This is a genomic window from Pseudonocardia abyssalis (genome assembly GCF_019263705.2).
Classification (GTDB): domain Bacteria; phylum Actinomycetota; class Actinomycetes; order Mycobacteriales; family Pseudonocardiaceae; genus Pseudonocardia; species Pseudonocardia abyssalis.
In genome coordinates, this window is record NZ_JADQDK010000001.1 from 4,715,573 (window position 1) to 4,739,346 (window position 23,774).

Consider the following 23,774-nt stretch of genomic DNA (forward strand, 5'->3'; position numbering starts at 1 on the left):
GATCATCGGGTCAGCCTAGTGGCGGGAGGCGGAGCACCTCAGCCGGTTTCAGGCCAGCAACGGCACGAGCCGTTCCGCGTGCTCGCGCAGCAGCCGCACGAGCTCGTCGTTGGGCTCCGCCACACGCGCCGCGGGCCCGCACAGGGCCAGCCCAGCGACGAGCTCACCGGTCGCCGGGTCCCGGATCGGCACGGCCAGGCAGCCCCTGTCGGCGTTGAGCTCGCCGCACTGCCGGGCCAGGTCCGACGCCCGCACCTCGCCCAGCCGGGCGTCGAGGTCGGACCCGCCGGTGACGGTGTGCGCGGTGAGCGGGCGCAGGTCCCGGGCCAGTGCGCGCCAGTCGGCCTGGTCGGCGAGCAGCAACCGCCCCAGCGCCGACGCGTGCGGGTATCGCGCGAGCACCGCCGACTCCGTCGGGGGGTGGTCCGGGTCGGGATCGACGAGCGTCAGCGTGGCGCCACGGAACGACGCGAGGTGCACCCCCCAGCGGACCATCCCGCGCAGGTGCTCGACGACCGCGCGCGCGGCCGCGGGCGGCTGCGCCACCACCGGCAGCGCGAGGCGGGCGGCGCGGCGGCCGAGCGCGAACCCGCGCAGGTCGGGCAGCCGCACCAGGTACTCCTCCCCCACCAGCAGGTTGAGCAGCCGGTAGGTCGTCGCCTGGGGCAGTTTGAGCGCCGCGGAGATCTCCTTCGCCGTGACCCCCGGCCCCGCGGCCACGACCTCCTCCAGCACCGCCAGCGCGCTGCGCACCGCGCGCGGCTGGCGTCCGGAGAGCGGGAGGGGATCGGTCACCGTTGCGCCAGCACGTCGTCGGCGACGGTCTCGTCGTACGCCCCGATGGCGGCCAGCTGCGCGGGCCTGCGCCACCGCAGCCAGCCCAGCCAGAACAGTCCCGCGAGCACGAGCAGCCCGATGACCAGCGGGATCGCCCCGCCCCACGCCGACACCACGAACGCGACGAGCACCGCGAGCAGCACCGGCACCGCCACCGCCGTGACGACGACGGGGGGGAGCGTCAGCTCGCCGATCCGGCGCAGGAACAGCGGCGCGGCCAGGCAGACGAGCAGGTACGCGACGAGGTACCCGGCGGTGGCGACGGTGAGCAGCCCGGCCAGCACCTGCGACCCCGGCATCCCCGACGCGAGCAGCCCGGCCGGTACGGCCGCGACCACCGGCAGCGCCACCGCGATCGCGACGTGCGGCGTGCGGAACCGGGGATGGGTGGCACCGAGGCGGGCGGGCACGATCTCGTCGCGGGCCATCGAGAACACGACCCGGACCAGCGCGCCCAGCGTCGCGAGCGTGCACGCGGCGAACGACATCGCGATGCCGACGTCGAGGAGCACGGCGATCCAGGCCTCACCCCGCGCCATGACGAGCGTCAGGACGGGCTCGGGCGCGGTCGTCAGCCCACCGGCGGCGAAGCCGGTGACCTGCGTGTACGCGGCGAACAGGTAGAGGACCCCGGCCGCACCCGCCGTCCACGTGACGACCCGCGGCACCGTCCGGAACGGGCGGCGCGCCTCGACGCCCATCGCCGTGGCGGCCTCGAACCCGATGAACGCGCCGAGCGCGGGCAGGACACCGGCCGCGATCCCGCCGATGCCGGGATCGGGCGGCGGCGGGCCGGCGGGGGCGTCGGCGCCGAGCAGCGCGAGGAACACGATCGTCATCACGGTGATCGACACCGCCTCGACGAGCAGCACCACCCGCGCGGAGAGCCGAACCTGCACGAGCACCCCGCCCGTCGCGAGCACCGCGAGCACGCAGACGGCGAGCACCAGCACCGGCCGTGACCCCCCGGTGCCGCCGACCCGGGCGACCAGCGCGTCGAGGTAGATCGCCGAGCCGGTCATCGCCGCCATCGCGAGCACGCCGTAGCCGACGAGCAGCGCCACGCCCGAGCTGAACGCCGCGGCGGGGCCGAGGCCCTGCGCGGTCAGGCTGTAGAGCGACCCCGCCGCGGCCATCCGGCGAGTGAACTGGCCGATGCAGCTGCCGATGAGCAGCGCCACGATCGTCGCGACGGCGAACGACCACAGCGTCCCGGGCCCGGCGGTCGCCGCGACGATCGCGGGCACGGTAGCCATCGCGGCCGCGGGTGCGGCCCCGGCCACGGACTGCGCCAGCACCTCGGCGGGGCCGAGGTTGCGGCGGTCCAGGCCGTGCACCGGGGAGCGGTGACGCAGGTGGAGCACGCGACGGTCCTTCACGAGTAGAGCCTTCCGCCGCAGGTCGGCGCAGCGTAGGACGCTAGACCCCGCGTGCTGCGGAGGGCGACCGTCCGAATGAGAAAACCGCCGATCGCGTTCCCGGGCGGTGGGAACGGGCGGCGCGCGATTCGCGCGAGCGGCCCCCGGACGTTGCCGGGCGGCGGGACGCAGGCGGACGGTGCTGCGCAACCCGTCCCCGGAGGTCCCGCATGACCGACCGCACGCACACCCTGACCGGCTCACTCGGAGTCGGCTCCATCGTCTTCATGGTCGTGGCGGCCGCCGCGCCGCTGACCGTCATCGCCGGAACGGTGCCCCTGGGCATCGCGATCGGCAACGGCGCCGCGTTCCCCGCCACGTTCGCGCTGTGCTCGGTGGTGCTGCTGCTGTTCGCAGTCGGCTTCTGCGCGATGACCAAGCACGTCCCCGACGCCGGCGCGTTCTACTCCTACGTCGAGCGCGGGCTCGGGCGTGCACCCGGCTGGGGCGCCGCGTTCCTGGCCCTGGCGACCTACACCGCCGTGCAGCTCGCGGTGTACGGCTACATCGGCGCGATCCTCGACGGACTCGTCCAGAACTACGGCGGCCCCGCGCTGCCGTGGTGGCTGTACTCGGTGGCCGCGCTGGTCGTCACCGCGGTGCTCGGCTACCGGCGGATCGAGCTGTCCAGCCGGGTGCTCGGGGTGCTTCTCGTGTCCGAGGTGGCGATCGTGCTGGTGTTCGACGCCGTCGTCGCGACCACCGGGTCGACGCCGTCGGCCGCGCTGTTCGTGCCCGCGCAGATCGGTTCCGGCTCGGTCGGCGTCGCGATCATGTTCGCGATCGCCAGCTTCATCGGGTTCGAGGCCACCGCGGTGTTCCGCGACGAGGCCGTCGACCCGGAGCGCACCATCCCCCGCGCCACCTACCTCGCGCTCGTCCTGATCGGCGCGTTCTACACGCTCTCGGCGTGGGCCGTCGTGTCCGCGTGGGGCGACACCGAGGCCGTCGCGCAGGCCGGGGCCGACCCGGGCAACATGCTGCTGACGACGATCACCGACACGCTCGGCACCGTCGGCGGCGACATCGCGCAGGTGTTGCTCGTGACCAGCCTGTTCGCCGCGATCCTGTCGTTCCACAACGTCCTGGCGCGGTACATCTTCGCGCTCGGCGGCACCGGTGCGCTGCCCACGGCCTGCGGGCGCAGCCACGCCGTCCACGGCTCGCCGCACATCGCGTCGTTCACCCAGTCCGGCACCGCGCTCGTGTTCGTCGCCGTGTTCGCGCTCGCCGGGATGGACCCGGTGACCCAGGTGTTCGCCTGGATGGCCGGCACGGCCACGCTCGGCGTACTGGCGCTGATGGCGCTGACCTGCCTGGCCGTCCTCGTGTTCTTCCGGCGCACCCGGATCGACCACAGGCCGTGGCAGACCGTCGTCGCGCCCGGGCTCGGGCTGGCCGGACTTCTCGTCTGCCTCTGGCTGACGATCTCCAACTTCTCCACTCTGATCGGTGGGTCCGCCGGACTCGCCACCGCGATCGGCTCCGTGCTGGTCGTGTTCTTCGTCGCCGGAGCCGTCTGGTCGGCCCGTCCCGTCCCGACCGTCGCACCCGTTTCACCTGGGAGGCACTGACCCATGACCCTCGCCGAGACCCGTACCACCCATCCGCTGGAGCTGACGACCGCCGCCGAGGTCGACGCCGTCCGCACCGCGCTCGTCGACGCCGGACTGCTGGGCGAGACCGTCCGGTTCGCGTTCTTCGCCCCCGAGGAGCCCGCCAAGTCGGCCGTGCTCGACGGCACCGCGTCCGAACGCCGCTTCCGCGCGGTCCTGCTCGACATCGCCACGGGTCGCTCGTTCGACACCGTCGTGTCCGCCACCAGCGGCGACGTCGTCTTCTCGCGCGAGCTCGACCCGCCCGTCGACGGCCAGCCGCCGATCATCGACACCGAGTTCGAGATGATCGAGGAGATCCTCAACGCCGGGCCCGCCTGGCTCGCCGCGCTGGAGGCCCGGGGCATCGCGCCGGAGTCGGTGCGCGCCGTGCCGCTCTCGGCCGGGGCCTACGACATCCCCGGGGAGGTCGGGCGCCGGATCGTGCGCGCGTTCGGGTTCCAGCAGGACCACGAGAAGGACCATCCCTGGGCGCACCCGATCGACGGGCTCGTCGCCTACGTCGACCTCACCGGCCGCTCCGTCGACCGCGTGATCGACACCGGGCCCGTGCCGGTGCCCGCGACGTCGGGCAACTTCGACGACCCCGCGTTCGTCGGCGAGCCCCGCACCACGCTCAAGCCGATCGAGATCACCCAGCCCGAGGGCCCGTCGTTCTCCGTCGAGGGCAACCGGGTGCGCTGGGAGAAGTGGGACCTGCGCATCGGGTTCAACGAGCGCGAGGGCCTGACCCTGCACCAGATCAGCTTCGACGGGCGACCGGTCGTCTACCGGGCGTCGGTCGCGGAGATGGTGGTGCCCTACGCCGACCCGGCTCCGGTGCGCTTCTGGCAGAACTACTTCGACTGCGGCGAGTACATGTTCGCCCGCTACGCCGACTCGCTGCAGCTCGGCTGCGACTGCCTCGGCGAGATCCACTACCTCGACGCCGTGATCGCCGACGACCTCGGCCGCCCGAAGACGATCACCAACGCGATCTGCATGCACGAGGAGGACACCGGCGTCCTCTGGAAGCACTCCGACCTGTTCACCGGCAGCGCGGAGACCCGCCGCCAGCGCCGCATGGTGTTCTCGTTCTTCACCCCGATCGGCAACTACGACTACGGCTTCTACTGGTACCTCTACCTCGACGGCACCATCCAGCTCGAGGTCAAGGCCACCGGCATCGTGTTCACCGCGGCCGCGCCGTCGGAGTACGCCACGGAGGTCGCGCCCGGTCTGATGGCGCCGTTCCACCAGCACCTGTTCTCCGCACGTCTGGACATGACCGTCGACGGGGTGGCGAACGCCGTCGACGAGGTGCAGGCGCAGCGCGTCCCGATGGGCCCGGACAACCCGTACGGCAACGCGTTCCGCAAGGCCCGGACGCGGCTGACCTCGGAGTCGGACGCCCAGCGCCTCGCCGACACCTCCGTCGGGCGGACCTGGCACATCGTCAACCCGGACGTCCAGAACGCGCTCGGCCAGGACGTCGGGTACGCGCTGATCCCGGAGGGCCGCCCGGCGATGCTGGCCGACGAGGCGTCGTCGATCCACTCGCGCGCGACGTTCGCGACGAAGCACCTGTGGGTCACGCAGTACGACCCGGCGCAGCGCTACCCGGCCGGCGACTTCGTGAACCAGAACCCCGGCGGTGCGGGCCTGCCGGCGTGGGTGGCGGCCGACCGCCCGGTCGACGGCGAGGACATCGTCGTGTGGCACACGTTCGGCACCACCCACTTCCCCCGCCCGGAGGACTGGCCGGTGATGCCCGTCGACCACACCGGCTTCACGCTCAAGCCGGTGGGCTTCTTCGACCGCAACCCCACCCTCGACGTCCCGAGCAGCGGGGGGAAGCACTGCAGCTAGGACGCCCCACAGGGAGCCCGATCCGCCGGAACCGACGGATCGGGCTCCCCGGCCCCACCTCCCCCGCGAGTCGCTGTTTCCCAGCCCGCGAGTCGCTGTTCCCGAGCCCGTGAGTCCCCCGAGTCGCGCCCGTGAGTCCTGCGGAATGTCCCCCGCCGCGGCCGCGTTCACGCAGCGTGTCGCCCACGTCCGTCCGGCTCTCGCTCCTCGACCGCTCCCGTACTCGCGCCGGTGAGCCGGACGGGGCCGCGCTGCGGCACACCGTCGAGCGGGCGGAGCAGGCGGAGGCGCTGGGATACCACCGGTTCTGGGTCGCCGAGCACCACGCCGTGCCGGGCGTCGCGAGCGGCAGCCCGCCCGTCCTGATGGCCGCGGTCGCCGCGCGCACCGGGCGGATCCGCGTCGGCTCGGGCGGGGTGATGCTGCCCAACCACCAGCCCCTCGTCGTCGCCGAGCAGTTCGCGATGCTGGAAGCGCTGTTCCCCGGCCGCATCGACCTGGGCGTCGGGCGATCGCTCGGGTTCACCGCGCCGGTGCGGGAAGCGCTGCGCAGCGACGGTGCCGACACCTTCGCCGACGACCTCGCCGAGCTGCGCTCCTACCTCGACGGCCGCGCCCCCGTCACCGCCCGGCCCCGGCTCGACCACCCGCCACCGGTGTTCGTGCTGGCCACCGGACGCGGCCTCGCCGTGGCCGGGGACGCCGGACTGCCGGTCGTGCTGGGCGGGCCCGTCCTCGACGACTCCGCCGCCGGTGAGCGCATCACCGACTACCGGTCCCGGGCACGTGCGGCCGGCGCGGAGCCGTACGTCGTCGTCTCGCTCGACGTGCTGGTGGCCGACTCCGTCGGCGCCGCTCACGAGCTCGCGATCCCCGAGGCGTGGGCGCTGGCCGCGGCCCGCACGACGGGCGCGTTCCCGGCGCTGGAGCCCGTCGATGTCGAGCGGCCGGTGACGGCGCGGCAGCGCGAGGTCGTCGACGCGGCGGTGGGACGCACCATCGCCGGTGACGAGACGACGGTGTCGGCCCGGCTCGACGAACTGCTCGCCCACACCGGAGCCGACGAACTGCTCGCCTCCACCTCGACGTTCGACCGCGATGCCCTGCGCGAGTCCGACACCCGCCTCGCCCGGCTCTGGGCCCGACGCCCCTGACCCGCGCCCCCTGGCCACCGGGTCCGCCGTTCCGTCTCGGGAGTCGGCGGTCCGCGTACGCCGGGCCGGCCTGTGGTGCGAACGGACGTGCCACACGGCTGCCGAGGCGGCGTCTCGGCGCGGGTGGGCGCGACAGCTGCGAACGCGCGACTCGCAGGCGCGGAACCAGCGACTCGCAGGCGGGGAACCAGCGACTCGCGGGGTGGGATCGGGGGACTCTCGGGCGGGGACCGGGGGACTCGCGGGGTGGGTCAGGGGGTCGGGCGGGGGTAGCGGATCAGGAGACTGGCGTGGACGTCGGCGTCGGGGCCGGCCCGGTAGCCGTGGGGGACGTCCGACGCCCATTCCAGGTGGTCTCCCGGGCCGGCTCTCCGGGGGGCGCTCTCCGGGCCCGCCTCCAGGACACCCGCGAACACGGTGACGTGCTCGGTGACTCCCGCGTGGTGGGCCGGGGAGGTCTGGGCGGCGCCGGCGGGCAGGTGCATGCGGTAGAGCTCGTAGGTGACCGGGCCGTCGTCGAACACGCGGAGCAGAGCCATCTCCGCCGCCGATCCGCGGACCGGTCCCGGGGCCGCGACCAGCGCCGTGAGCGGGAGGCCGAGGGCGCTCGTCACCGCGTAGAGGGTCTCCAGCGTGGGGTTGCGGGTGCCGGACTCCAGGCCCGACAGCGTCGCCTTCCCGATCCCCGCGCGCCGGGCCAGCTCCGAGAGCGACAGTCCCCGGTCGGTGCGCAGGGCGGTCACGCGCGCGCCGATGCCGGTGCTCTCCGTCAGAGCGGGTCGATCGTCCTCGGCGCCCGGCATCGGGTTATCGTCGCATCGTTCCGTAAACGGAACGACTCTGGAGGTGGCATGTGCAACCGTTCCTGGCCGGAATCGTCGCGGCACTGGTCGGGTTCGCGGGTGCGTTCACCGTCGTGCTGTCGGGGCTGCGCGCGGCGGGGGCCGACGAGGCGCAGGCGGCGTCCGGACTCCTGGCGGTGTGCATCGCGTCCGGGATCGTCGCCGTCGTGCTCGGGTTGCGGTACCGGATGCCGATCAGCATCGCCTGGTCGACGCCCGGTGCGGCGCTGCTGATCTCGGCGGACACACCGGCGGGGGGCTTCCCGGCAGCCGTCGGTGCGTTCCTGCTGTGCGGCGGGCTGATCGTCGTCGCCGGGTTGGTGCCCCCGCTGGCCCGCCTGGTGGCCGCGATCCCGCCGCACGTGGCCGGCGCGATGCTCGCCGGGGTGCTGCTGCCGCTGTGCCTGGCCCCGGTGCGGGCGATCGCGGAGGTACCGCTGCTGGCGGCGCCGGTGGTCGTGGTGTGGGTGCTGGTCGGCCGGTTCGCCCGGGCGTGGGCGGTGCCGGCGGCTCTCGTCGTGGCCGTCGGGCTGATCGTCGCGACCGGGCCCGCGGTCGTCGGAGGGGCGCCGTCGATCGTGTGGACGCCCCCGACCTTCGACGTGCCGACGCTCGTCGGGATCGGGCTGCCGCTGTTCCTCGTCACGATGGCCTCGCAGAACGTGCCGGGGATGGCGGTGCTCGCGCAGTTCGGCTACCGGCCGCCGCTGCGGCCGATCCTGGCCGCCACGGGGATCGCGACGGTCGCGGGAGCCCCGTTCGGCGGGCACGCCGTCAACCTGGCCGCGATCAGCGCTGCGCTGGCAGCGGGCCCGGAGGCCGGGGTGCCGGAGCGGCGGTGGATCGCGTCCGTCGTCAACGGGGTGGGGCTGGCGGTGCTCGGGCTGGGGGCCGGGCTCGCGACGGCGGTGGTCGTGGCGTCGCCGCCGGTGCTGATCGAGGCCGTCGCCGGGCTCGCGCTGCTCGGGGCGCTGGCGTCGTCGCTGGCCGCGACCGTGGCCGACGTCGAGGGCCGCGAGGCCGCGGCCGTCACGTTCGTGGTGACGGCCGCCGGAGTCGCGTTCCTCGGGCTGGGATCGGCGTTCTGGGGCCTGCTGGCCGGGGCGGCGATGACGCTGCTGCGCCGGCGCCGGGCAGTGCAGTAAAGCCACCTTGCTGCCGTCTCGTGGCGGCAAGGTGGCTTTACTGCCATTCGGGGCCGGGGCCGGGGCCGGGGCCGGGGCCGGGGCCGGGGCCGGGGCCCGAGCTACGGCGTCCGCCCGATGAACGCGAGCAGCTTCGTCTGCTCGTCGACGTCGTCCGGGACGGGCACCCGCGGGCCGTAGTGGCCGCTCGTGCGCAGCATCTCGTCGAGCGGGAGCATGCCCTCGTAGAGCCGGTGCACCTCGTCGGGATCGAGGCGCTCGTCGCCGCCGGTCGCGCGGGCGAGGTCCCAGGTGTGCAGGAAGACGTCGGTGGTGCCGATCATGTCCAGCGTCGCGGCGAAGGAGTTCCGGCCCATCGGGGTGTCTCGCTCGGCGTCGGCGACGGCGGGGTCGGCCAGCGCCGTGCGGAGCAGGGCGTCGAGCGCCGCCCAGGCGGCCGCGGGGTCGTCGTCGACGGACGGGATGGGGGCCGCGTCGAGCCCCCACCTCTCCACGAAGAACCCCGGGAGCCACTCGACGAGGTGGCGCACCACGTCGCGGGCGACCCAGCCCTCGCACGGCGCCGGGGCGTCCCACGCCTGCGCGGGCACGGCCTCCACCCTCCTGGTGAACCCTGCCGCGATCCGGCGGTAGCGGTCGGCCTGGTCGCTCATCTGCACTCCTCGGTTCGGGGACGTCAGCGGTGGGACGACGGCCGCGACCCCGACTCATCGGTCATCCGGCGGCCAGGCCCCGCCGCTCCAGCAGCGGGGCGAGCACGGGGTCGCGGCCCCGGAAGGCACGGTAGGCCTCCATCGGATCGACGGCCCCGCCGCGGGAAAGCAGCTCACGGCGGAACGTGTCGCCGTTCTTCCTGGTCAGGCCCCCGTTCTCGGCGAACCACTCGACGGTGTCGGCGTCGAGCACCTCGCTCCAGATGTAGGAGTAGTACCCGGCGCTGTAGCCGCCGCCGAACACGTGGTTGAAGTAGGTCGACCGGTACCGCGGGGGCGCGCTCGGGACGTCGACCCCGGCGTCGCGCAGGGCGTCGGCCTCGAAGGCGAGCACGTCGTCGACGTGGGCGTCCGGGCCGAGGCGGTGCCAGGCCAGGTCGAGCAGGGTGGCGGCCAGGTACTCGGTGGTCGCCGTTCCCTCGCCGAACCGCCGCGCCTCCCGCAGTCGCTCCACCAGCCCGACGGGCAGCGGCTCGCCCGTGACGTGGTGGCGGGCGTAGTTCGCGAGGACCTCCGGGTCCTCCAGCCACATCTCGTTGACCTGCGACGGGTACTCGACGAAGTCGCGCGGCACGCCGGTCCCGGAGAACGTCGGGTACCGCACGTCGGAGAGCAGGCCGTGCAGCGCGTGCCCGAACTCGTGGAACAGGGTGCGGACCTCGTCGATCGTCAGCAGCGTCGGCTCACCCCGGACGATGTTGAGCGTGTTGAGGACCACCGGTCGCGTGCCGAGCAGCTGCGACTGCGTCACGAAGCTGTTCATCCACGCGCCACCGCGCTTGGAATCGCGGGCGTAGAGGTCGGCGACGAACAGCCCGAGCGGTCCGTCCTCGTCGGCGACGTCGAAGACCCGCACGTCGGGGTGGTGCAGCGGGAGGTCCCACCGCTCGGTGAACGTCAGGCCGTAGAGCTTCCCCGCGGCGAAGAACACGCCGGCGTGCAGGACGCGCTCCAGCTCGAGGTACGGGCGCAGCGCCGCGGAGTCGAGGTCGAAGCGCTCCTTGCGCAGGCGCTCGGCGTGGAACGCGCGGTCCCACGGCTCGATCGCGTGACCCGCGGCGGCGGCCAGTTCCGCGGCCTCGGCCCGGGCGTTGGCGGCGGCCACCGGCACCAGCTTCGCCAGCATCTCGTCGATGGCCTCGACGGACCCCGCGGTGCCCACCTCCACGACCCAGCTCGCGTGGTGCGGGTGCCCGAGCAGCGCGGCCCGCTCGGCCCTCAGCGCGACCGTGCGCAGCACGATCTCGCGGGTGTCGTGCTCGTCGCCGTGCGCCCCCCGGGTGATCGACGCCGTGTACAGCTGCTCGCGCAGCTCCCGGTCGGCGAGCGAGGCCAGCGCGGGCTGCGCGGTCGGGAGGACGAGCGCGATCCGGTCGCCCCGTGCCGCGACGGCGGCCACCGTGTCGGCGGAGAGGCCGTCGAGGCGGGCCGGGTCGTCGATCGCGACGGCCGCCGCGTTGGCGCCCGCGAGCAGGCGTGCCCCGAACTCCGTCGACAGGGCGGAGAGCTCCGCGTTCAGCTCGCGCAGCCGTCGCTGCTCGTCGGGGCCGAGGCGGGCGCCGGCGCGCACGGCGTCGCGGTGGCGGCGTTCGAGCAGGCGCAACGACTCGCCGTCGAGGCCGTCCGGGGAGATCGCCTCGATCCGCGCGAACAGCGCCGGGTCGAGCGTGATCGCGTCGGCGTGCGCGGCGAGCTGCGGCGCCACCTCGGCCTCGATCGCCCGGATCCCCGGTGTGCTGTTCGAGCTGACCAACGTGAAGAACACCGCGGAGACCCGGCGCAGCGTGGCCCCCGCGCGCTCCAGCGCCTCGATGGTGTTCGCGAACGTCGCCGGTTCGGGGTTCGCCGTGATCGCGTCGACCTCGGCCCGGTGCTCGGCCATCCCCGCGGCGAACCCGGGCCCGAAATGCTCCTCGCGGACCGCGTCGAGATCGGGGTAGCCGAGCGGGAGCGGGCTGGGGGCGAGGAACGGATCGGCCGACATGTCCTCCACGTTAGGCGGGCGCGTGGGCAGCGAGCTCGTCGAGCACCTGACCGGCCGCGATCGGGCCGATCCCGAGGTACCAGAGGTCGTCGTCGATCTCGTGCGCCCGGCCCTGCGCGACGGCGGGGAGCGTCGACCACAGCGGGCCCGCGGTGGCTGCGGTGAGGTCCTCGGCGCCCTCCGCGCCGTATGCGCCGTAGAAGAGCAGGTCGCCGTCGGCTAGGGAGAGCTGCTCGGCGGAGACCTCCACGAACACCTCGTCCGCCTGCTGCTCCACCGGCCGCGCGAACCCGGAGTCGGCGAGGAGGGTGCCGATGAACGAGCCCGTGCCGTAGAGCCGCACGGTGCCGTCGGTGAAACGGATCATGCTCACCGCGACGGCGGACGGATCGCCGAACGCGCTGCCGGTCGCGGCGGCCTTGGCGGAATACCCGGCGAGCAGCCGGTCGGCCTCATCCGGCACCCCGAGCGCGTCGGCGGCCAGGCGCAGGTTCTCTTTCCAGACGACGCCGACGGTCTCCGCGAAGACCGTCGGCGCGATGGCCGAGAGCTGGTCGTAGAGGTCGGCGTGGCGGACCTCGCTGGACAGGATCAGGTCGGGTGCGAGAGCCGCGATCGCCTCGAGGTTGGGCTCCCCGATGGTGCCGACGATCTCGATGCCCGCGGTGCGTTCGCCCAGGTAGGGCATCAGTCCGGCTCCGGCCAGGGGCTCGACCGCCCCCACCGGCGTGACGCCCAGCGCGAGGACGGAGTCGAGCTCACCGGTGTCGAGCACGACCACGCGCTCGGGCGTGCCGACGATCTCGGCCGTGCCCCGGGCGTGGACGACGCTGCGGGTCTCCCCCGCCGGTTCGGACTCCGTCGTCGGGCCGCTGCAGGCACTCACCGCGAGAGCAACCACCAGTGCGGCCACTGCCGCCGTTCGCTGACGCATTCCCACTCCTCTGATGAACTAAGGGCAACCTACCTATACTTCGGCCATGACGCAGGTGCGGGTCGGAGTGGCAGCGGTCGTGGCCGACGGGGAGCGGTGGCTGGTGCTGTGCCGTCGCGGCGCGCACGGAGCCGGGACGTGGGGGCTGCCGGGCGGGCACCAGGAGTTCGGGGAGTCGCCCGAGGCCACCGCGGTGCGGGAGGTGGCCGAGGAGACCGGGCTGACGGTCGTCGCCGACGCCCGGCTGGGGTTCACCGACGACCCGATGCCCGAGATCGGCCGGCACTACGTGACGTTGTTCGTCGGCTGCACGGTGACCGGCGGGCGGGCGCGGGTGGCGGAGCCGGACAAGGCCTCGGAGCTGGCGTGGTGGACCCCCGACGAGCTCCGCGCCCGCGACGACCTGTTCGCCCCGCTGCGCCGGTTCCTGGATCGCTGAGGAACGACTCGGGGGGGGAGGAGAACAGCGACTCGGGGGCGGAGAAGCAGCGACTCGCGGGGTGGGGGCGGCGACCCCTACGCGAGTCGCGACATCTCCGCCCGCGAGTCGCGACATCTCCGCCCGCGAGTCGTGCGTTTCCCGCCCGTGACTCGCTGCTTTCCCGCCCCCGAGTCGCTGATCGTCCCGCAGGCGTCCGGCCGCACGATGTCCTCGCCCCTACCGGCCGATCAGCTCCGCCGCCCGCTCCCCGATCGCGACGGCCGTGGCCGACGGCCCCCGCCGCGGCACCGTCGGAAGCACCGACGTGTCGGCCACCCGCAACCCCTCGACGCCGAGCACCCGCAGCTCGGGATCCACGACCCGCCCGATCGCGGCGGTGCCGCACAGGTGCACCGATGTCGTCAGGTGGTCGGCGATCCATGCGTCGAGGGTGCGGTCGTTGCCCAGCACCCCACCTTCGGGCTCCACCCGGGTGCCGACCCCGGCACGCAGCAGCTCGGCCGCGGTGCGGATCGCGTGGCGCAGGCGGCGGCGGTCGTGCTCGGTGCGCAGGTAGCGGTACTCGATCCGGTCCAGCGTCAGGAGACCGCGGCTGTCCGGGTGCTGCAGCGCGCACATCAGGTGCAGCGGACCGCCCGGGGAGAACGGGCGGACGAACGCGAGCACCTCGACGTCGCCCGCGGGGTCGGCGCCCGCATCCCAGTTCAGCGCCACCTGGCTGCCCGGTGCGTGCGGGTGCGCGGGCGGGTCGGCGTCGACGAAGGGGAGGAAGACGGCGGGGTGGTCGGTGAAGTCGACGCCGACGGGGAGGTCGACGCGCAGCCCCGGCCCGATCCCGGAGCGCAGCAGCAGCCGCGGCGTCCCGACGGCCCCGGCCGCCAGCACGACCTCCCCCGCCTCGACGACCTCGCCGCTGGTCAGGAGCACCCCGCGCGCCCGGTCGCCGTCGAACAGGATCCGGTCGACGGGGGCCTCGCCGCGCACCGACGGTCCGCCGACGGCCGAGCCCGCGTTCGACGGCCGGAGGACCGAACCGTCGGCCCGCAGCAGCACCGCGTCCCGCAGGTATGCCATGGCCGCGCTGATCCGCACGCCGTCGACGCTGTTGCTCGGCACGAGCCCGACCCCCGGCGCCGCACCCGCGTTCTTGTCCGGCTCGGCCGGGAAGCCCAGCCGCAGCGCCGCGCCGCAGAATCGGGAGGCGGCGGGGTGCAGGAGATCCCCCGCCGGGCGCTGCACCGGCACCGGGCCGGTCGTGCCGTGCCGGTCGTCGCGCTCGGAGCGCTCGTAGAACGGGAGCAGGTCATCCCACGTCCAACCGGGGCCCCAGGCCTCGGCACGGGTGGCGCGCACCCAGTTGGCCCCGTTGATCGCGCTCGACCCGCCGAGACCCAGCCCCCGCGGCACGACGGCCGACTGCCCGGGGCGCAGCAGCACGTCGTGCGCCCAGTTCCGCGGGTGGTCGGGGGCGGTGGCGGCGAGCGAGGTCGCGTCGAGCAGTTCCGGGAGCAAGGAGACCGGACCGGCCTCCAGCAGCGTCGCCCGCGCACCGAGCCGCCCGGCCAGCGCGCAGCCGGCCGACCCGCCCCCCACCACCACGACGTCCCGCACCCCGGCAGGATGCACCGGGTGGACGACCTCGCGCAGGATCTCGCCGACTTCATCGTCGCGTCGCCGACGCCGTACCACGCGGTCGCGGAGGCGGTCCGGCGTCTGGCGGCGGCCGGTTTCGTCGAGCAGCCCGAGGCGGGACCGTGGACCGACGGACCGGGCGGGCGCTACCTCGTCCGCGACGGCACGGTGCTGGCCTGGTCGGTGCCGGAGGGCGCGACGCCCGGCACCCCGATGCGGATCTTCGCCGCCCACACCGACTCGCCGACGTTGAAGGTCAAGCCGAACCCGGACGTCGGCGCGGGCGGGTGGCGCCAGGTCGCCGTCGAGGTCTACGGCGGGGCGCTGTGGAACTCGTGGCTCGACCGCGACCTCGGCCTCGCCGGGCGCCTCGCCCTCTACGACGGGTCGACGGTCCTCGTCGACGTCCACCGCCCCCTGCTGCGCGTCCCGCAGCTGGCGATCCACCTCGACCGCGGTGTCAACTCCGAGGGCCTGCATCTCGACGCCCAGCACCATCTGCTGCCGGTCTGGGGCCTCGGCGCGCCCGCCGAGGGCGACCTGCTGGAGTTCCTGGCCGGGGAGGCGGGCGTCGACGCGGACGAGATCGCGGCGCACGACCTCGTCGTCCACGACGTCGTGCCGCCCGCACGCCTGGGTGAGGAGGAGGAACTGCTCGCCGCCCCGCGGCTGGACAACCTCGCCTCCGTGCACGCCGGGATCGGCGCGCTGCTCGCCGCAGCCGGCACGCCGGGCGTCATCCCGGTGTTCGTCGGCTTCGACCACGAGGAGATCGGCAGCGGCTCGGCCACCGGCGCGTCGGGCCCGTTGCTGGAGACCGTGCTGACCCGCCTCGCCGGCGGCTTCGACGCCCGCGGCGCGGCGTTCGCGGCGTCGCGCTGCCTCTCCGTCGACGTCACGCATGCGGCGCACCCCAACTACCTCGGCCACCACGACCCCGGCCACCGCAGCGTGCCGAACCAGGGCCCGGCGCTGAAGGTCAACGCCAACCAGCGCTACGCGACCGACGCCCCGGGTGCGGCGGCGTGGCGGCGCGCATGCCGCGACGTGGGAGTGCCGACGCAGGTGTTCGTCGGGAAGAACACGGTGCCGTGCGGCACGACCGTCGGCCCGCTGCTGGCGACGCGGCTGGGGATCCGGACCGTCGACGTCGGGATCCCGGTGCTGTCGATGCACTCCGCGCGTGAGCTGTGCGGGGTGCGCGACCCGGCGTTCCTCGCGGCCGCGGCCACCGCGTTCCTCACAGATCTGCAACCCTGAGGCTGCTCCAGGAGCGGGCACGTGCAACTCTCGGGTGGCAGATCAGTCCCGGGAGGAGGCCGTACGTCGACCTGCCGGCGTACGGGCGCTTCTCCGTGCTGCCGGTGTCGTCCGACGCCGCTCGGCACGTCACGTTCCGGGGCGGCGGCCCCGGACAGGAACCGGTCGACGGCCCGCTCGTCGAGTTCTTCCTCAGCGAGCGCGACGGCGGCACGCTGCTGCGGGTCGTCGAGGGCGAATCGGTCGCCGGCATCGACGTCGAGGGCAACGGGAAGGGCTGGGAGCCGGAGCTCGCCGCGGCGAAGCAGCGCGCCCAGGAGCAGTGAGCACCGACGTCGTCGGCGCCGTCCTGGCGGCACTGGCCGACCCCACCCGGCGCGATCTGCTCGACGCCCTCGCCGACGCCGGGCACGCCACCGCGACGACGCTGGCGGGTCGACTGCCGGTGTCGCGCCAGGCCGTCGTCAAGCACCTGCAGGTGCTGGAGGCGGCGGGGCTGGTGACGGGGGCGCGCGCCGGCCGCGAGGTCCGCTACCGCGTCGAGCGGGCACCGCTCGACGCATCGGCCCGCTGGCTCACCGCGCTGGCCACCACCTGGGACCACAGACTGCAGTCGATCAAGGAGGCCGCGGAGTCCCCGACTGAACCCCGCGAGTCGCTACATCTCCGCCCGCGAGTCGCTCCTTCTGCCCCGTCATGGGGTGGCGGCGGGATTCGGCGCGCTGATTCCGGCGCACCGACGCATCATGGAGTGCATGACCACAGCACTCGTCGAGGAGGACCTCGGACTCTTCGGACCGGGATCCGTCACGTGGCGGGTGCACATCGAGCCGGTGATGTGGGTGGCCGGGTTCCGGGCACTGCTGCTGCAGTCACTGGAACCACGGGTGATGCGCGGGACGTACCAGAACTCGGCACTGTTCGACCCGGCGAAGGCGTGGGCGCGGTTCCAGCGCACCGTCGAGTTCGTCGGGACGCGCACGTTCGGCTCGACCGCCGACGTGGAGCGGGTGGCCGCGCGCGTGCGGAAGCTGCACGCCGGCCTGCGCGGGTTCGATCCCGACACCGGTGAGATCTTCCGCCTCGACGAGCCCGCGAACCTGCTGTGGGTACACGCCACGGAGGTCGAGTCCTACGCGCACATCGCGCTGCGGGCAGGGCTCGTCGACACGATCGACGCCGACCGGTACCTCGCCGAGAGCGTGCGGGCGGCCCGGGTCGTCGGCCTCATCGACGCCCCGTCGTCGCTGGAGGAGATGCACGCCTACTACGAGATCCGCCGCCCCGACATGCGGATGACCGACGAGGCCCGCCGCGCCACCATGAACCTGTTCGCCCCCAAGGGCCGGGCGCCCCGGGCCGTGAAGATCGCGATGCCGACGATCGCGACGCTCGCGGTCGCCACCCTCCCCCGCTGGGCGCGGCGCTGCTACGGCCTGCCGGGGCTGCCCACCACCGACATCGGTGCGACGATCGCGCTGCGCGCCCTGCGCACGGCCACCGGTGTCCTGCCCGACGTCCCGGCGCCGCCGGACATCGAACGTGCTCGTCGCCTGGTCCGCGGCCTTCCCTCCTGACCCACCGCCCCGCGAGTCGCTGTTTCCGCGCCCGCGGGTCGCCTGATTTCCGCCCCCGAGTCGCTGCGCTCATGCCGATCCTGACGCGGGCTCCAGGTCAGGAACCGCAACTCGATGGCCGGAGAACAGCGACTCGCGGGCCTGAAGACAGCGACTCGCGGGCTGGAGAACGGCGACTCGCGGGCTGGAGAACGGCGACTCGCGGGGTTTCGAGGGTCAGGGGCGGGCTCGCAGCAGGAGCGGCAGCAGCACCGCGAGCACCAGACCGAACGCCGCCACCCCCGCGATCCCACCGCCCGCCCACAGGGCGTAGAGCCCGATCGTCGCGACGTCGGCCCCCATCCCCGCCACCGACGTGACGGTCGCGCGCGACGACGAGTCGATGCGGTCCTGCATCCGGGCGTCGGTGACGGCGAGCACCGCGCGGTAGCCCCCGTAGAACAGCACGACGCCGACGATCCCGACCGGCTTCGCGACGAGCCCCGCCCCGGCGAACACCAGCATCGACACGGCAAGCAGCGCCGCGAGCCACCCCGCCCGCAGCCCGGTGGCCCGCCCGGCGAGCGCGGCCCCGACGATCCCGCCCAGCACGATCGGCAGGTCGGCCACCGGCACGAGCGCCACCGGCACCCCCCACGCCGCGACGATCAGCGGGAAGTACTCCTCGACGCCGTCGATGCTGGTGGCCAGCGCGGCCGCGGCGACGACGCCCGGCACGCCGGGCCGGGACGCGGCGATCCGCAGCCCGCCACGCAGGGTGGCGAGGTAGCCGGGTTCGTCCCCGTCGGTCCCGCCGGTCCGTGGCGCCTCCGGGATCGTCGACGCCACGAGCGCCGCAGCCAGGCAGGTCGCCACGCTCACCCACCCGACCAGCGCGTACCCGCCCGGCGGGAACAGCAGGGTCGCGAGCCCGGCGGCGGGGACCTGCCCGGCGAGCTCCGCCGCGGAGATGCGGCCGTTGACGCCGGCGTAGTGCTGCTCGGCGCCCGCCGCGGCGAGCCCGTCGTAGAGCAGGGCCTCCTGCGCCCCGGACGCGAGCACACCCCCGAGCCCCCACAGGACGAACCCCGCGGCGAACGCGCCGAAGCCGGGCGCGGCGGTCCACAGCGCGAACCCCGCCGCCTGCAGCACGCCGGACGCGACGAGGCTGGTCCGCCGCGAGAAGCGGTCGGCGAGTGCCCCGGTGGGCACCTCGGCGACGATCCCGACGACCGACCAGGTCGCGAACAGCAGAGAGATCTCGGCGTCGGACAGGCCGGTGTCGGAGAAGAGCAGCGCGTACAGCGGGTACAGCGCGACGGCGTCGGACAGCAGCGCCCAGCCGAGCATGCGGCGGGCGAGCGTTCGGGCGCGGGGCGGTAGGGAACGTCAACCGGGCATGCGCAGAAGGTTAGGACCGGCCGCAACCTGTTTCATCTCGGTCAGGAACCGGCCGCTGAACGGAGCACGGTCAGCGGCGTGATCCGAGCAGCCGAGTTCTTCCTCCTCGTTCATGGACGAGGTCGCCGCGACCGCTTCGACGACACCGGTGACGACCCCCACGTGGCACCACCTGTGGCAGCTCGTCATCGCCCGCGCCCCCGTCTCGACCTGCCCGACCCGCTCGGCGAGGAACCGGCCCGCAGGCTCCACGAGGGCACGGCGGACATGGCGGGGTGGCGCGAGCTCGGCATCTACCGCGCGGCACGACCGGTGCCCGACGGCGCGTCGTGCACGACCGCCACCTCGCGCTGACCGGGCGCGGCACACTGCCCGGATGAGGTTCCGCGCCACCATCGAGATGGGCGGGAAGCGTCCGGCCGTGCACGTGAGCGTCGCCGGGTACCGCTACCGCAGCACGATCGGTCCGATGGGCGGGCGGTCGTTCGTCCCGCTGTCCGCCGAGCACCGCACGGCGGCGGGCGTCGCGGCCGGGGACGAGGTGGACGTCGAGCTCGAGCTCGATACCGAACCGCGCACCGTCGAGGTGCCCGCCGCGTGACGAAGGTGACCGAGGAGCTGCGGGGCTGAAGGGCGACGGGGGTTCGACGGGGGCCGGCTCGCGACGGCCCCCGTGTCCCAACCCCTCCGGATTCGAAGACCACCCGCCGCCGGCCCGGGCACGGGCCGCCCGCGGGCGATGCCGTCGTCGGACCCGTTGATCCTGCGCTCAACCAGGCCGCCCGGTGGAGAGGGGAACTGGGCGGACCATCGCCGGTTCCGCGTCCTTCTTGCCCGTACCGCCGGTACGTGTGCAAGATCTTGCATCGTGGACGAGGCCCTGCGGATCCTGGTGGCGTCGCCGCTCGCGTTGATCATCCAACCGGCGCTCGCGGCGCGGTTCCCGGCGGGCACGGTGACCGTCGCGCAGGACCGCGAGCAGGTCTCCGCAGCCGTCCGCGGACGGCTCCGCCACGACATCGTCGTCTCCGATCTTCTGTGGAACTCGGCCGACGAGTTCTCCTTCGACGGCCTCGACGTGCTGGCGATCCTCCGCGACGCCGACCGGCCCGCGCCCGTCGTCATGGCGACGCAGGGCCACGGCGCCGAGCAGGACCACCTGGAGGAGGTGCTCGCGCATGAGGAGGTCCGCGGGATCTACCGGAAGTCGGCCGGGCCGCAGCCGCTGTTCGAGATCATCCGCGAGGTGGCGGGCGGAGCGGGCACCGGCGGCCCCCCGATCGCGCGCCCACCGCTGGAGGCGCCACCGGGACCGCACATCCACGACTGGTTCTCCCGCGGCCGCGGGAGAACCGCCGCGCGGATGGCGGGGGCGATCGCGTCCGGCCGGGCCGTCAGCCACGCGACGCTGGCGGAGGCCGCGAACGTCCGCTACGACACGGCGGCGAAGATCGGCCGCGAGTACCTCGGCGAGCTGATCTGGAAGCGCGGCGAGCACGTCGAGCCGACGGTCCCCGCGTCGGTGGTCTACCGCTGGTGCGGCGAGCACGCCCGCTACATCCTGAGCTGGTGCCGCCGCAACGGGCACGCGGACGTTGCCACGCGAGTGATCCGGAGGCGATGATGTCCGGCGTGGCGCCGACGACGACCCGCAGTCCCGATCTGTCCCTGGTGACAGACCTGTTCGTGATGGCCGAGCGCATGCTCGTCGAGGTGCTGGGACGCATCAAGCCCGGTGAGGGCAAGATCGTCCTGCCCCCGATGCGGGTCGGCGACGAGCCGCGGACGATTCGAGAGTCGGTCGCCCGACACGCCCGCGACGAGGCCCGCCTCGCCGGCCTCCCGGAGGTCGAGCTGGGCTCGGAGCCGCACCCCGTCCTCTCCCGGCTCGCCGACGAGGCGGTCGAGGCCGCCCGCGCCGGGCGGATCGACGCCGACGAGCTGCTGCTCGCCACGATCACCCGCTGCTTCCTCGCCCACGACATCGCGTTCTACCTGGGCTCCACGGCCTGCCCCCTGCCCGAGGAGCTGGCGCGCCCGCTGTGGGAGATCACCGACCCGCAGGCCGCGGAGTGGCGGGAGCGCCGCGTGTTCGGCGAGCCGCTGCTACCCATGCCCCCGCACGTGTCGTGGCGCGACCGCTTCCTGCGCACCGCAGGGCGCGACCCGCACCCGCACTTCGACTGAGTGCTCGTCCACCGCACCGCGCGGGAGATGGCGCGGGCACTGCGGGCCCGGGAGGTCTCCGCGCGCGAACTCGTCACGGCGCACCTCGAGCAGATCGAGGAGGTCGACGGCCGCGTCAACGCCGTCGTCACGCGCGTCCCGGAGCGGGCGCTGGCCGAGGCCGACGCCGCCGACGCGCGGCTGGCCGCCGGGGACCCGGTCGGCCCGCTGCACGGGCTGCCGATCGCGCACAAGGACACCCATCTGACGGCCGGGATCCGCACGACGTTCGGCTCGCCGCTGCTCGTCGACTTCATCCCCGACGCCGACGAGCTGGTGATCGAGCGGATCCGCGGCGCCGGGGCGATCACGATCGGCAAGACCAACGTGCCGGAGTTCGCGGCCGGCTCGCACACGTTCAACCCGGTGTTCGGCACGACCGCCAACCCCTACGACCACTCCCGGAGCGCCGGTGGGAGCAGCGGCGGCGCGGCGGCCGCACTGGCGGCCGGCATGCACCCGCTGGCCGACGGCTCCGACATGGGCGGCTCGCTGCGCAACCCCGCGTCGTTCTGCAACGTCGTCGGCCTGCGCCCCTCCCCCGGCCGCGTGCCGTCGTACCCGTCGGCACTGCCCTGGGCGACGATGGGCGTGCAGGGGCCGATGGCCCGGACCGTCGCCGACGCGGCACTGCTGCTCTCGGTCCTGGCCGGGCCGGACCCGCGCTCCCCGGTCTCCCTCGACGTGCCCGGCTCGACGTTCGCCGCCCCGCTCGACCGCGACCTCACCGGCCTGCGCGTCGCCTGGGCCCCCACGCTCGGCGGCGCGGTCACCGTCGACCCGGTGGTGACGGCCGCGCTCGCCCCGGCCGCCGCCGTGTTCGCCGACCTGGGGGCGCACATCGAACCGGCCTGCCCCGACCTCACCGGCGCCGACGAGGTCTTCCGCACCCTGCGGGCCTGGCAGTTCGCGGCGACAATGGGCCCGCGACGCGACCGGGTGAAGGCCGCGCTCGCCGCCAACATCGACGACGGCCGCCGCCTCACCGGCGACGACCTGGCCCGCGCCGAGCTCGCCCGCGCCGCTCTCTTCCACCGCGTCCGCGCGTTCTTCGGCCGCTACGACGTGCTGCTGGCGCCGGTGTCGCAGGTGCCCCCGTTCGACGCCGCGCTCGAACACCCCGTCGAGGTCGACGGCGTGCCGCACCCGCACTACCTGGACTGGATGGCCTCGGCGTACCTGATCTCGGCGGCCGGGCTGCCCGCGCTGTCGGTGCCCGCCGGCTTCACCCCGGACGGGCTGCCGGTCGGGCTGCAGGTCGTCGGACCGCCCCGCGGTGACCTGTTGGCCCTGCAGGTGGGGCACGCGTTCGAGCAGGCCACGCAGGTGGGGCTACGCCGTCCCGACCTCTGACCGGCGCCGGGCGTGCACCACGATGTCGCGGACGGTCAACTCCGTGCCCTCGTGGGTCCGGGCGGCCCGCGGGCGGGCCTCGGCGACGAGCACCTCCCACCGCTGCGGGTCGAGTATCGCCGTCACTTCGTCGGCGGTGAAGAACATGCCGGGGACGTGCGGGCGGTGGTGCCCGGCGTCGTCGGTGGGGTCGTGGCCGACGATCAGCAGCGACCCGCCCGGCGCGACACCGGTGGCCAGCCGCGCGTAGAGGTCCAGCAGCCCGGGCAGGTGGACGAACTGCGCGGAGACCAGGTCGTGGGCCCCCTCGTCCGGCGTCCAGACGGTCAGGTCCTCATGGCGCCACTCGACGTCGGCGCTGCGGGCCTGCGCCCGGTCGAGCGCGGTACGGGAGAAGTCCACGCCCGTGACGCGCCAACCCTGCTGCGCGAGCCACATCGCGTCGGCCCCCTCGCCGCACCCTGCGTCGAGGGCCCGACCGGTGGGCAGGTCGACGACCTGCGCCACGAGCTGGGCGTTCGGCTGCCCGCTCCAGATGCCGTGCCGGTGCTCGTCGCGGGCGCCGTAGCGCTCCTCCCAGGCCGCCTGGGTGAACATGTTCGGGTCCGTCATGTCCCCGTGCGTCTTCGTCATGCCGCCGACGCTCCTCTTCCCCGACGATCCGGGCAACCGTTGTTGCCGTTCCGGCAAGGAGAGCCGGCCCACGGTGGAGGAATGTCGTCGATCCGACCGATCGTGCACGACGACGACCCGGAGGCGGACCGCACGTTCCTGGTCGACATCGTGGGGTGTGGCGAGGACGTGCGCGTGGACGACGTCGTACACGCTGAGCTGCGCCGGCCCGGTGGCGGCGGGCTGCTGTTCGGGGAACCGTGCACGTCGCGGGATGCACGCCGGACTGCGCGCGGGCGCTGCACCTCGTCACCGACGACGTCGACCGTTCAGCGTCCGCGACCCCGAAAGCAACCTGCTGACCCTCGGCACGCACCGCGGATCGGGGCCTGACCGCGGCCGACCGGGTGGGTGGAACCCTCAGGCCGCGACGGCGGCACCGCAGATGCCGCACGACTCGAACTGCCGCCGGCCCCATCGGGCGAGCGGGACGAAGAACACCGTGAACTGCCGGAACTCCCGCATCCGCACCCACTGGCTGGTGTTGTGGCACCGGGGACAGGTCCGTGTCTCCCCCGGGCCGAGGCGCTTCTGCTTGGTGCCGAGGCCGAAGAGGAAGAACACGGCACCCACTGTAGGCAACGACCGGCCTGGCGGAAGCGGAGGGATTTGAACCCCCGAGTGGTTGCCCACTGCTCGCTTTCAAGGCGAGTGCATTCGGCCGCTCTGCCACGCTTCCCTGCCCGCAGCGTAGCGGCCCGCGGTTCCCGACCCGGTGCGTCCGGTGTCGCGCACCCGGGC

24 protein-coding genes, 1 tRNA gene and 1 pseudogene are annotated in these 23,774 nt (G+C 74.2%); 14 read left to right on the forward strand and 12 right to left on the reverse strand.

Annotated elements, in window-relative coordinates:
* Nucleotides 1-48: 48 nt before the first annotated feature.
* Nucleotides 49-795, reverse strand: coding sequence for an IclR family transcriptional regulator (locus I4I81_RS23015; protein ID WP_218616320.1), 747 nt, complete (start codon nt 793-795; stop codon nt 49-51).
* On the reverse strand, nt 792-2,201 hold the full coding sequence (locus tag I4I81_RS23020; protein ID WP_226363521.1) for an APC family permease: 1,410 nt from the start codon (nt 2,199-2,201) through the stop codon (nt 792-794). Before I4I81_RS23020 ends, I4I81_RS23015 begins: the two co-directional genes overlap by 4 nt.
* 224 nt (nt 2,202-2,425) lie before the next feature.
* Here I4I81_RS23020 and I4I81_RS23025 point away from each other — a divergent pair, with 224 nt between their 5' ends.
* From I4I81_RS23025 to I4I81_RS23035, 3 genes are all read left to right on the forward strand, one after another.
* A complete protein-coding gene (locus I4I81_RS23025) occupies nt 2,426-3,829 on the forward strand; it encodes an APC family permease (RefSeq protein WP_218616322.1) in 1,404 nt (467 codons plus the stop codon).
* Nucleotides 3,830-3,832: 3 nt separating this feature from the next.
* Entirely contained in the window at nt 3,833-5,719 is a 1,887-nt protein-coding gene (locus I4I81_RS23030) for a primary-amine oxidase (RefSeq protein WP_218616323.1), read from the forward strand.
* A 176-nt stretch (nt 5,720-5,895) separates the two neighbouring features.
* The gene (locus I4I81_RS23035) at nt 5,896-6,873 is read left to right on the forward strand and encodes an MsnO8 family LLM class oxidoreductase (RefSeq protein WP_218616324.1); all 978 of its coding nucleotides are present in this window, start codon (nt 5,896-5,898) and stop codon (nt 6,871-6,873) included.
* A gap of 251 nt (nt 6,874-7,124) precedes the next feature.
* Here the strand turns inward: I4I81_RS23035 and I4I81_RS23040 are convergent, their stop codons facing one another.
* Complete coding sequence (locus tag I4I81_RS23040) at nt 7,125-7,676, reverse strand: helix-turn-helix domain-containing protein (RefSeq protein WP_218616325.1); 552 nt, start codon at nt 7,674-7,676, stop codon at nt 7,125-7,127.
* A 50-nt stretch (nt 7,677-7,726) separates the two neighbouring features.
* Between I4I81_RS23040 and I4I81_RS23045 the strand changes: the two genes are divergently transcribed.
* Complete coding sequence (locus I4I81_RS23045) at nt 7,727-8,860, forward strand: benzoate/H(+) symporter BenE family transporter (protein ID WP_218616326.1); 1,134 nt, start codon at nt 7,727-7,729, stop codon at nt 8,858-8,860.
* A gap of 101 nt (nt 8,861-8,961) precedes the next feature.
* On the opposite strand, the gene I4I81_RS23050 is transcribed toward I4I81_RS23045, so the two are convergent.
* From I4I81_RS23050 to I4I81_RS23060, 3 genes are all read right to left on the reverse strand, one after another.
* Nucleotides 8,962-9,513: a TIGR03086 family metal-binding protein gene (locus I4I81_RS23050; protein WP_218616327.1), complete on the reverse strand. Its 552-nt coding sequence runs from the start codon at nt 9,511-9,513 to the stop codon at nt 8,962-8,964.
* Nucleotides 9,514-9,574: 61 nt separating this feature from the next.
* A complete protein-coding gene (locus I4I81_RS23055; RefSeq protein WP_218605931.1) occupies nt 9,575-11,557 on the reverse strand; it encodes a M3 family metallopeptidase in 1,983 nt (660 codons plus the stop codon).
* A 10-nt stretch (nt 11,558-11,567) separates the two neighbouring features.
* The gene (locus I4I81_RS23060; protein WP_218605932.1) at nt 11,568-12,491 is read right to left on the reverse strand and encodes an ABC transporter substrate-binding protein; all 924 of its coding nucleotides are present in this window, start codon (nt 12,489-12,491) and stop codon (nt 11,568-11,570) included.
* 46 nt (nt 12,492-12,537) lie between these two features.
* On the opposite strand from I4I81_RS23060, the gene I4I81_RS23065 reads away from it, so the two are divergent.
* On the forward strand, nt 12,538-12,930 hold the full coding sequence (locus I4I81_RS23065) for a nucleotide triphosphate diphosphatase NUDT15 (protein ID WP_218616328.1): 393 nt from the start codon (nt 12,538-12,540) through the stop codon (nt 12,928-12,930).
* Between the two features lie 219 nt (nt 12,931-13,149).
* On the opposite strand, the gene I4I81_RS23070 is transcribed toward I4I81_RS23065, so the two are convergent.
* Nucleotides 13,150-14,544 (reverse strand): GMC family oxidoreductase, encoded by a 1,395-nt coding sequence (locus I4I81_RS23070; RefSeq protein ID WP_226363522.1) that lies wholly within the window; start codon nt 14,542-14,544, stop codon nt 13,150-13,152.
* An 18-nt stretch (nt 14,545-14,562) separates the two neighbouring features.
* Here I4I81_RS23070 and I4I81_RS23075 point away from each other — a divergent pair, with 18 nt between their 5' ends.
* The 4 genes and pseudogenes from I4I81_RS23075 (at nt 14,563) to I4I81_RS23090 (ending at nt 17,402) form a co-directional block, all read left to right on the forward strand.
* Entirely contained in the window at nt 14,563-15,825 is a 1,263-nt protein-coding gene (locus I4I81_RS23075; RefSeq protein WP_218616329.1) for a M18 family aminopeptidase, read from the forward strand.
* A 104-nt stretch (nt 15,826-15,929) separates the two neighbouring features.
* Entirely contained in the window at nt 15,930-16,151 is a 222-nt protein-coding gene (locus I4I81_RS23080; protein WP_218606160.1) for an SRPBCC family protein, read from the forward strand.
* Nucleotides 16,148-16,369, forward strand: a pseudogene (locus I4I81_RS23085) (ArsR/SmtB family transcription factor); the annotation flags it as partial. The gene I4I81_RS23080 and the pseudogene I4I81_RS23085, both read left to right, overlap by 4 nt.
* Nucleotides 16,370-16,580: 211 nt before the next feature.
* Nucleotides 16,581-17,402 carry an oxygenase MpaB family protein gene (locus I4I81_RS23090; RefSeq protein ID WP_218606161.1) on the forward strand — a complete coding sequence of 274 codons (822 nt, stop codon included), beginning with the start codon at nt 16,581-16,583 and terminating at the stop codon, nt 17,400-17,402.
* A 216-nt stretch (nt 17,403-17,618) separates the two neighbouring features.
* On the opposite strand, the gene I4I81_RS23095 is transcribed toward I4I81_RS23090, so the two are convergent.
* Together I4I81_RS23095 and I4I81_RS23100 are read right to left on the reverse strand one after the other, a co-directional pair.
* Nucleotides 17,619-18,731, reverse strand: coding sequence for an MFS transporter (locus tag I4I81_RS23095; protein ID WP_218616330.1), 1,113 nt, complete (start codon nt 18,729-18,731; stop codon nt 17,619-17,621).
* A 39-nt stretch (nt 18,732-18,770) separates the two neighbouring features.
* On the reverse strand, nt 18,771-18,944 hold the full coding sequence (locus I4I81_RS23100) for a hypothetical protein (protein WP_218616331.1): 174 nt from the start codon (nt 18,942-18,944) through the stop codon (nt 18,771-18,773).
* On the opposite strand from I4I81_RS23100, the gene I4I81_RS23105 reads away from it, so the two are divergent.
* The 5 genes from I4I81_RS23105 to I4I81_RS23125 all read left to right on the forward strand — a co-directional run bounded on the left by I4I81_RS23105 (nt 18,945) and on the right by I4I81_RS23125 (nt 22,361).
* Complete coding sequence (locus tag I4I81_RS23105) at nt 18,945-19,136, forward strand: hypothetical protein (RefSeq protein WP_218616332.1); 192 nt, start codon at nt 18,945-18,947, stop codon at nt 19,134-19,136.
* A 22-nt stretch (nt 19,137-19,158) separates the two neighbouring features.
* Entirely contained in the window at nt 19,159-19,383 is a 225-nt protein-coding gene (locus I4I81_RS23110; protein ID WP_218605494.1) for a DUF1905 domain-containing protein, read from the forward strand.
* 267 nt (nt 19,384-19,650) lie between these two features.
* Entirely contained in the window at nt 19,651-20,406 is a 756-nt protein-coding gene (locus I4I81_RS23115; protein ID WP_218605495.1) for a hypothetical protein, read from the forward strand.
* A gap of 8 nt (nt 20,407-20,414) precedes the next feature.
* Nucleotides 20,415-20,969: a hypothetical protein gene (locus I4I81_RS23120; RefSeq protein WP_218605496.1), complete on the forward strand. Its 555-nt coding sequence runs from the start codon at nt 20,415-20,417 to the stop codon at nt 20,967-20,969.
* A gap of 27 nt (nt 20,970-20,996) precedes the next feature.
* The gene (locus I4I81_RS23125) at nt 20,997-22,361 is read left to right on the forward strand and encodes an amidase (protein ID WP_218605498.1); all 1,365 of its coding nucleotides are present in this window, start codon (nt 20,997-20,999) and stop codon (nt 22,359-22,361) included.
* On the opposite strand, the gene I4I81_RS23130 is transcribed toward I4I81_RS23125, so the two are convergent.
* From I4I81_RS23130 to I4I81_RS23140, 3 genes are all read right to left on the reverse strand, one after another.
* Entirely contained in the window at nt 22,341-22,994 is a 654-nt protein-coding gene (locus tag I4I81_RS23130) for a class I SAM-dependent methyltransferase (RefSeq protein WP_225924665.1), read from the reverse strand. The genes I4I81_RS23125 and I4I81_RS23130 overlap by 21 nt on opposite strands.
* A gap of 399 nt (nt 22,995-23,393) precedes the next feature.
* Nucleotides 23,394-23,597 carry a zinc-ribbon domain-containing protein gene (locus I4I81_RS23135; RefSeq protein ID WP_218605497.1) on the reverse strand — a complete coding sequence of 68 codons (204 nt, stop codon included), beginning with the start codon at nt 23,595-23,597 and terminating at the stop codon, nt 23,394-23,396.
* A 27-nt stretch (nt 23,598-23,624) separates the two neighbouring features.
* Nucleotides 23,625-23,712: transfer RNA gene (locus I4I81_RS23140), tRNA-Ser, on the reverse strand.
* Nucleotides 23,713-23,774 lie beyond the last annotated feature (62 nt).

Coding starts and splice junctions, on each gene's coding strand:
- I4I81_RS23025 (WP_218616322.1), top strand. CDS start 2,426: ATGACCGACCGCACGCACACCCTGACCGGCTCACTCGGAGTCGGCTCC.
- I4I81_RS23030 (WP_218616323.1), top strand. CDS start 3,833: ATGACCCTCGCCGAGACCCGTACCACCCATCCGCTGGAGCTGACGACC.
- I4I81_RS23040 (WP_218616325.1), bottom strand. CDS start 7,676: ATGCCGGGCGCCGAGGACGATCGACCCGCTCTGACGGAGAGCACCGGC.
- I4I81_RS23050 (WP_218616327.1), bottom strand. CDS start 9,513: ATGAGCGACCAGGCCGACCGCTACCGCCGGATCGCGGCAGGGTTCACC.
- I4I81_RS23055 (WP_218605931.1), bottom strand. CDS start 11,557: ATGTCGGCCGATCCGTTCCTCGCCCCCAGCCCGCTCCCGCTCGGCTAC.
- I4I81_RS23060 (WP_218605932.1), bottom strand. CDS start 12,491: ATGCGTCAGCGAACGGCGGCAGTGGCCGCACTGGTGGTTGCTCTCGCG.
- I4I81_RS23065 (WP_218616328.1), top strand. CDS start 12,538: ATGACGCAGGTGCGGGTCGGAGTGGCAGCGGTCGTGGCCGACGGGGAG.
- I4I81_RS23090 (WP_218606161.1), top strand. CDS start 16,581: ATGACCACAGCACTCGTCGAGGAGGACCTCGGACTCTTCGGACCGGGA.
- I4I81_RS23095 (WP_218616330.1), bottom strand. CDS start 18,731: ATGCTCGGCTGGGCGCTGCTGTCCGACGCCGTCGCGCTGTACCCGCTG.
- I4I81_RS23110 (WP_218605494.1), top strand. CDS start 19,159: ATGAGGTTCCGCGCCACCATCGAGATGGGCGGGAAGCGTCCGGCCGTG.
- I4I81_RS23125 (WP_218605498.1), top strand. CDS start 20,997: ATGGCGCGGGCACTGCGGGCCCGGGAGGTCTCCGCGCGCGAACTCGTC.
- I4I81_RS23130 (WP_225924665.1), bottom strand. CDS start 22,994: ATGACGAAGACGCACGGGGACATGACGGACCCGAACATGTTCACCCAG.